At 71.5% G+C, this 7,380-nt stretch carries 5 protein-coding genes and 1 pseudogene; 4 read left to right on the forward strand and 2 right to left on the reverse strand.

Going from position 1 to position 7,380, the window contains the following annotated elements; all coding sequences use genetic code 11:
- Window positions 1–720: GDSL-type esterase/lipase family protein (locus tag AC2W7G_RS05840; RefSeq protein WP_485867608.1), on the reverse strand; the 720-nt coding region annotated here is incomplete at its 3' end.
- 218 nt (window positions 721–938) lie between these two features.
- Window positions 939–1,199 carry a 30S ribosomal protein S20 gene (gene rpsT, locus AC2W7G_RS05845; protein ID WP_485867609.1) on the reverse strand — a complete coding sequence of 87 codons (261 nt, stop codon included), beginning with the start codon at window positions 1,197–1,199 and terminating at the stop codon, window positions 939–941.
- Between the two features lie 152 nt (window positions 1,200–1,351).
- On the opposite strand from rpsT, the pseudogene lepA reads away from it, so the two are divergent.
- The 4 genes and pseudogenes from lepA to AC2W7G_RS05865 all read left to right on the forward strand — a co-directional run.
- A pseudogene (gene lepA, locus AC2W7G_RS05850) lies at window positions 1,352–3,216 on the forward strand (translation elongation factor 4).
- A 151-nt stretch (window positions 3,217–3,367) separates the two neighbouring features.
- Window positions 3,368–5,206, forward strand: a complete 1,839-nt coding sequence (locus AC2W7G_RS05855) for an AMP-dependent synthetase/ligase (protein WP_485867610.1) — start codon at window positions 3,368–3,370, stop codon at window positions 5,204–5,206.
- Between the two features lie 89 nt (window positions 5,207–5,295).
- A complete protein-coding gene (gene hemW, locus AC2W7G_RS05860) occupies window positions 5,296–6,426 on the forward strand; it encodes a radical SAM family heme chaperone HemW (RefSeq protein ID WP_485867611.1) in 1,131 nt (376 codons plus the stop codon).
- 560 nt (window positions 6,427–6,986) lie between these two features.
- On the forward strand, window positions 6,987–7,380 hold a 394-nt coding region (locus tag AC2W7G_RS05865), incomplete at its 3' end, for a hypothetical protein (RefSeq protein ID WP_485867612.1).

A 7,380-nucleotide genomic window follows, 5' to 3' on the forward strand; every position in this document is an offset into this window, starting at 1 on the left:
CGGCCCGTTGGCCACCACGGGCAGGGGACGCGGGTACGGCGTCCCGACGCCCAGGCGCGCGAGCGCGTCGGCCACGGACGCGGCGATCTTCACCTCGCCGGACGCCGACGGGTGCGCGAGGTCGTAGGTGTCCACCTCGAGTTCGAAGGACTCCGGTGCGCGGGCGACGACGACGCGAGAGGCGTCCGTGCTGAGCTCGTCCTCCAGGGCGAGCAGGGCGGCGTTGTAGGCCGGCACGTGCGGCAGCCAGTGCTGGGGGAGCTGGGCCAAGACGACGTCGACGTCCGGCCGCACCTCCCGCGCCCGCTCGACGGCCTCAGCGGCGAGCCGCGCCAGGTCGGCGGGGTCGATCCCGAGCCAGGCCAGGTCGTTCACGCCCAGCGTGTCGACCACGACGTCAGGCTCGCAGGCGGCCACCAGGGTCTCGAGCGAGGGCTGGAGGAACGCGCGGGCGGTGCCCCAGTACGCGGCGTGGTCGCGGTCGAATCCCGGGTCGGCGTACGTCTGGTCGTCGTCGCCGGGGAAACGCTCCAGCAGGTCGTCGCGCGGGCCGACGAGGTCGACGTCGACGCCGGACGCCCGCAGGTGCTGCCAGAGCCGGTAGCGCCAGGTCCAGTCGCCGGCCGACCCGTGCGCGACGGAGTCACCGACCACCATGACGGACGTCCCGTGGGTGCCGCGCTGGCAGACCGGCTCGTCAGCCGCCGCCGACGACGGCACGGTCACGAGCGTCGCGCCGCACCCACGGCGGAGGCGAGCGCGGAGGCAGCCGCGCGTCGCGCCGTCGTGCGTCGCACCCCTGGTCCTCCGTCCGGCCTGCAGCTGGTCCTCACCCCGATCGGCACGGACGACGCGGGCCTGAGGGTCGGGGGCACGAGCCCAGGACGACGAAGAACGCCCCCCGGAGGACCGGGAGGCGTTCAGCAGAAGGGCTCAGGTCAGAGCGACGCGGCCTTCTTGAAGATCGAGGACTTGCGGTTCGCAGCCTGGTTCTTGTGGATGACGCCCTTGGAGGCGGCCTTGTCCAGCTTCTTGCCGACCTCGCGGGCGGCGGCCTGGGCCTCGTCGGTCTTGCCGGCGTCGGCGGCCTCCTGGAAGCGGCGGATCGAGGTCTTCAGCGCCGAACGGACGGACTTGTTGCGCTCACGCGCCAGCTCGTTCTGACGGTTGCGCTTGATCTGCGACTTGATGTTGGCCACGGAGGCAAACCTGTTCTCTCGGAAAAACGTGGGTGGTCGGCGCGTGCGCGCGGACCGGTCGACTCTATCAAAGGGTGGCGGCGGGGCCCAAATCGTCCCGGCGGCGACGGCGTCCGCGGCACCGCCGGGCGTAGGGAACAATGGGGGACATCATGAGTGCCTCCTCCGCGCCCCAGGTCCCGCAGCCCGGCTCGACCGACCCGTCGCTGCTGCGCAACTTCTGCATCATCGCGCACATCGACCACGGCAAGTCGACGCTGGCCGACCGGATACTGCAGATCACCGGCGTCGTGGACGAGCGCGCGGCCCGGGCCCAGTACCTGGACCGCATGGACATCGAGCGCGAGCGTGGCATCACGATCAAGAGCCAGGCCGTGCGGATGCCGTTCACCAAGTCCAGCGGCGACGACGCCGGCACGAGCTACGTGCTCAACATGATCGACACGCCCGGCCACGTCGACTTCACCTACGAGGTGAGCCGCTCGCTGGAGGCCTGCGAGGGCGCGATCCTGCTCGTCGACGCGGCGCAGGGCATCGAGGCCCAGACGCTGGCCAACCTGTACCTGGCGATGGAGGCCGACCTCCACATCATCCCGGTGCTCAACAAGATCGACCTGCCCGGCGCGCAGCCGGAGAAGTACGCCGAGGAGATCGCCGGCATCATCGGCGGCGACCCGGACGAGGTGCTGCGGGTCTCGGCCAAGACCGGCGAGGGCGTCGAGGCGCTGCTCAACCTCATCGTCGACCAGGTGCCGGCGCCCGTCGGCGACCCGGACGCCCCGGCGCGCGCCTGATCTTCGACTCGGTCTACGACACCTACCGCGGCGTCGTCACCTACGTCCGCGTCGTCGACGGCAAGCTCTCGCACCGCGACAAGATCAAGATGATGTCCACTGGCGCCGTGCACGAGATGCTCGAGGTCGGCGTCATCAGCCCCGAGCCGGTCAAGGCGCCCGACCTGGGCGTCGGCGAGGTCGGCTACCTCATCACCGGCGTGAAGGAGGTGCGCCAGAGCCGCGTCGGCGACACCGTCACCTCGCACGCCAAGCCGGCGCAGGAGCCGCTCGGCGGCTACAAGAACCCCAACCCCATGGTGTTCTCGGGCCTGTACCCGATCGACGGCGACGACTTCGCGACGCTGCGCGAGGCGCTCGACAAGCTCCAGCTCAACGACGCCGCCCTGGTCTACGAGCCCGAGTCGTCCGGTGCCCTGGGCTTCGGCTTCCGCATCGGCTTCCTGGGCCTGCTGCACCTGGAGATCATCCGCGAGCGGCTCGAGCGCGAGTTCAACCTCGACCTCATCGCGACCGCGCCCAACGTGGTCTACCGCCTGGAGATGGAGGACGGCCGCGAGATCACCGTCACCAACCCCAGCGAGTACCCCAACGACGGCAAGATCGCCAAGGTCTTCGAGCCGGTCACCCGGGCGACGATCCTCACGCCGACCGACTACATCGGCACGATCATGGAGCTGTGCCAGTCGCGCCGCGGCCAGCTGCTGGGCATGGACTACCTGTCCGAGGACCGCGTGGAGATCAAGTACACGCTGCCCATGGGCGAGATCATGTTCGACTTCTTCGACGCGCTGAAGAGCCGCACCAAGGGCTACGCGTCGCTGGACTACGAGCCCACCGGCGAGCAGGCCGCCGACCTGGTGAAGGTCGACATCCTGCTGCAGGGCGAGGTCGTGGACGCGTTCAGCGCGATCGTGCACCGCGACAGCGCCTACGCGTACGGCGTCGCGCTGGCCGGCAAGCTCAAGGAGCTCATCCCGCGCCAGCAGTTCGAGGTGCCGATCCAGGCGGCCATCGGCGCGCGCATCATCGCTCGCGAGAACATCAAGGCGATCCGCAAGGACGTGCTGGCCAAGTGCTACGGCGGCGACATCAGCCGCAAGCGCAAGCTGCTCGAGAAGCAGAAGGAGGGCAAGAAGCGGATGAAGATGGTCGGCCGCGTCGAGGTCCCCCAGGAGGCGTTCATCGCCGCGCTCTCGACCGGCGACAGCACCGCGAAGTAGCGGTTTCGTCGGGGCCTGCAACCGTCTCGGGCCGACAGCCGACACGGCGCGGGATCGAGCGGCCACGGCACGCGGAATCGGCTGCGCGTGGACCTTACGGATCAGTAGGGTGACGCGTAACACACTGGCCGACCCCCGAGGTGATACCCCGATGACCAGGACGCCCTCCCCGCAGGAGCTCAAGATCGTCCAGGACCGTGCCCGCAGCGTGGGCGCGATGTTCCTCGCCCGAGTCCGCGAGTCCGGCAACCGCGAGGCGTACCGGTTCCCGGACGCCCAGGAGAACTGGCACTCGATGACCTGGGCCGAGACCGGCGACCACGTCTTCAAGCTCGCCGCCGGCCTCGTCGCGCTGGGGCTGCAGCCCGAGGACCGCGTCGCGATCGCGTCCAACACCCGCTACGAGTGGGTCTTCGCCGACCTCGCCGTGAACTCGGCCGCCGCGGCGACCACGACGGTCTACCCGACCACCGTCGCCGACGACGTCGCCTACATCCTGGCCGACTCCGGCAGCCGGGTCGTCTTCGCCGAGGACGACGAGCAGATCGCCAAGCTCCGGGCCAAGAAGTCCGAGCTGCCCGAGGTCTTCAAGGTCATCACCTTCGACGGCGCCGCCGACGGCGACTGGGTCATCGACCTGGCCGAGCTCGAGCGCCTGGGCACCGAGCACCTGGCCCAGCACCCGACCGCCGTCGAGGAGCGCATCGAGGCGACCTCGCCGGACTCCCTGGCCACGCTCATCTACACGTCCGGCACCACGGGCCGGCCCAAGGGCGTCCGCCTCTCCCACGACGGCTGGACGTTCGAGGGCGCGGCGATCAACGCCGGCGGCTACCTCACCGCGGACGACCTGGAGTACCGCTGGCTGCCGATGGCGCACTCGTTCGGCAAGGTGCTGCTGACCACCCAGCTCGAGATCGGCTTCGCCGCCGCGGTCGACGGCCGGGTCGACAAGATCATCGAGAACCTCGCCGTCGTGAAGCCCACCTTCATGGGCGCCGCGCCGCGCATCTTCGAGAAGGCCTACGGCCGCATCGTCGGCATGATGGAGGAGGAGGGCGGGGTCAAGCTCAAGCTCTTCCGCTGGGCCGAGCAGGTCGGCCTGGAGCACTCCCGCCTCGTGCGTGCCGGCAAGCCGGTCCCGGCCGGGCTCAAGGCCAAGCACGCGCTGGCCGACAGGCTCGTGTTCAGCAAGATCCGCGCCCGCTTCGGCGGCCGCGTGCGCTTCTTCATCTCCGGCGCCGCCTCGCTCAGCCGCGACATCGCCGAGTGGTTCCACGCCGCGGGCATCCTCATCCTCGAGGGCTACGGCCTCACCGAGTGCTCGGCCGGCGCGACGGTCAACCACCCCGACGACTTCAAGATCGGCTCGGTGGGCCTGCCGATGCCGGGCTCGGAGATCAAGATCGCGCCCGACGGCGAGGTGCTCATCAAGGGCCCGCACGTCATGCGCGGCTACCACAACCTCGAGGGCGAGAGCGCCTCGGCGGTGACCGAGGACGGCTGGCTGGCCACCGGCGACATCGGCGAGCTGGACGAGGACGGCTTCCTGCGCATCACCGACCGCAAGAAGGACCTGTTCAAGACCTCCGGCGGCAAGTACGTCGCGCCGTCGATCGTCGAGGGCACGTTCAAGGGCGTCTGCCCGCTGGCCAGCCAGATGGTGGTGCACGGCAACGAGCGCAACTTCGTCTCGGCGCTCATCACGCTCGACCCGGACGCGGTCGAGGGCTGGGCCGCGCACCACGACATGGCCGGCAAGTCCTACGCCGAGGTCGTCTCGTCGCCGCAGATGCACGCGGAGATGGAGAAGTACGTCGCCGAGCTCAACAGCAAGCTCAACCGCTGGGAGCAGGTCAAGAAGTGGGCCATCCTGCCCGCCGACCTGAGCATCGAGTCCGGCGAGATCACGCCGAGCATGAAGGTCAAGCGCCGCGTGGTCGAGGACAACTACCGCGACATCCTCGACGGGTTCTACACGAACGCCTGACGCGCGTCCGCCGGCGCGGCCCGGTCGTCCCTGCGGGGCGGCCGGCCGCGACGCGTCGGGGCCGTGGAGGCGGGCCGTACCCTGGGCCGGTGACCAGGAGCCTCGGCGCGTACGTGCACGTCCCTTTCTGCACCGTGCGCTGCGGCTACTGCGACTTCAACACCTACACCTCCGACGAGCTGGGCGAGGGCGCCACGCGGGCGTCCTACGCCGCCACGGTGGAGCGCGAGGTCGCGCAGGCCCACGAGGTGCTCGGCGGCGAGCGTCCGTTCGAGACCGTCTTCTTCGGCGGCGGCACGCCGACCCAGCTGCCCGCTGCGGACCTGGTGCGCGTGCTGGACGCGCTGCGCCGCACCGTCGGGCTGGCGCCCGGTGCCGAGGTCACCACCGAGGCGAACCCCGACAGCGTCACGCCCGCGTCGCTGGCCGCGCTGCGCGAGGGCGGCTTCACGCGCATCTCGTTCGGCGTGCAGTCGGCCGTGCCGCACGTGCTGCGCGTGCTGGACCGCACCCACGACCCGCTGCGCGTCCCCGACGCGGTGCGCTGGGCCCGCGAGGCCGGCTTCGAGCAGGTCAGCGTCGACCTCATCTACGGCACGCCCGGCGAGTGCGTGGACGACTGGCGGCGCACGCTCGAGCACGCCGTCTCGTTGGAGCCCGACCACGTGAGCGCGTACGCCCTCATCGTCGAGCAGGGCACGGCGCTGGCCCGCCGGGTGGCTCGCGGCGAGGTGCCGGCGCCGGACGACGACGACCTGGCCGACAAGTACGTCCTGGCCGACGAGGCGTTCGAGGCCGCCGGCCTGTCCTGGTACGAGCTGTCGAACTGGGCGCGCGACGAGGCGGCCCAGTGCCGGCACAACGTCCTGTACTGGCGCAGCGACGACTGGTGGGGGTTCGGCCCGGGCGCCCACTCCCACGTCGCGGGGCGTCGCTGGTGGAACGTCAAGCACCCGGCGGCGTACGCGCAGCGCCTGGACGCCGGGCTCTCGCCGGAGAAGGACCACGAGCTCGTCGACGACGACACCCGCACGCTGGAGCGCGTGCTGCTGGAGTCGCGCCTGCGCTCGGGGCTGGACCTGGCGGTCGTCCCGGACGAGCGACGCGAGCGGGTCGGGGAGCTGCGCGACCGCGGCCTCGTGGACGTGGCGGGGGAGCGGATCGTGCTCACCCGGGACGGGCGTCTGCTCGCCGACGCCGTGGTGCGCGAGCTCGTCTGATCCGCAACTCGAACTCGGTGTGATCTCGGTCACACTCGGGTCGAAGCGCTTCGCAACCGTCACGGCTCGCCGAACAACGTTCCGTGTCTCGGGGAAGCCTGCTCATCAGCCTGTCGTTCGCGCTGCTCCTCGCCGCTGTCCCGGCGTCGGGCCACGCGGCGTCCGTGGCGTCCCCGAGCCCGGCCCCGGCGCGTCCCGCGGCCGCCCGGGTGGTCGTGATCGGCGACTCCATCTCCGCGTCCGACGGCGCGCGCGCTACCGCGTCCACGGCGCCCCCGGCACGAAGCCCGAGGTCTGGTGGTCCCACGTCGTCCGGCACTGGGGCGTGCGTCCGGCGGACGTGCTGGACCTCGCGGTCGGTGGCACCGGGTACGTGACGCGGGGCCAGCGCGACCTCGACGGCCACCTGGTGGGTGCTTGCCGGGGGACGCGCTTCGACATGCGCCTGCAGCGCCTCGAGGCCGCCCGGCCGGACGTCGTCATCGTGGCCGGCGGCGCAACGACGCGCGACGCTGCTCGGGCACCCGCACCGCGACGACCGCGGCCGAGCGGCCCGCCGGGTGCGCGAGTTCGACACCAAGCTGCTCGCCGTGACCCGCCGCCTCGGCATCCCGGCCTCGCGCGTCTTCGTGACCGTGCCGTGGGGGAACACGGCGCACACCGGCCGGGCCGAGATGACCGCGCTGGTCGAGAAGCAGGCCCGCCGGGTCGGCTTCACCTACGTGCCGCTGGAGCCGCTGCGCTCGGGCGACCTGATCGACTCCTCCCACCCCGACGCCTCCGGCACCGTCCGCCTGGCCCGCGAGTTCGAGCGGGCCAGCTCGATCGGCCGGGCGCTGGCCGCCGCCACCGTCCTGGCCCGGCCCGGGTCCACGCGGACGTCCTCAGGCGCCTGCACCGCAGCCGAGCAGGCCGACGCCCGGGCCACCACGTGGGGCCGGCGCGGCTCGGTCG

The organism is Aeromicrobium sp. PFPM2_SD2 (assembly GCF_057364525.1).

Excerpts from the sequence above, each read along its gene's own strand:
- AC2W7G_RS05855 (WP_485867610.1), top strand. The coding sequence starts at position 3,368 with ATGACCAGGACGCCCTCCCCGCAGGAGCTCAAGATCGTCCAGGACCGT.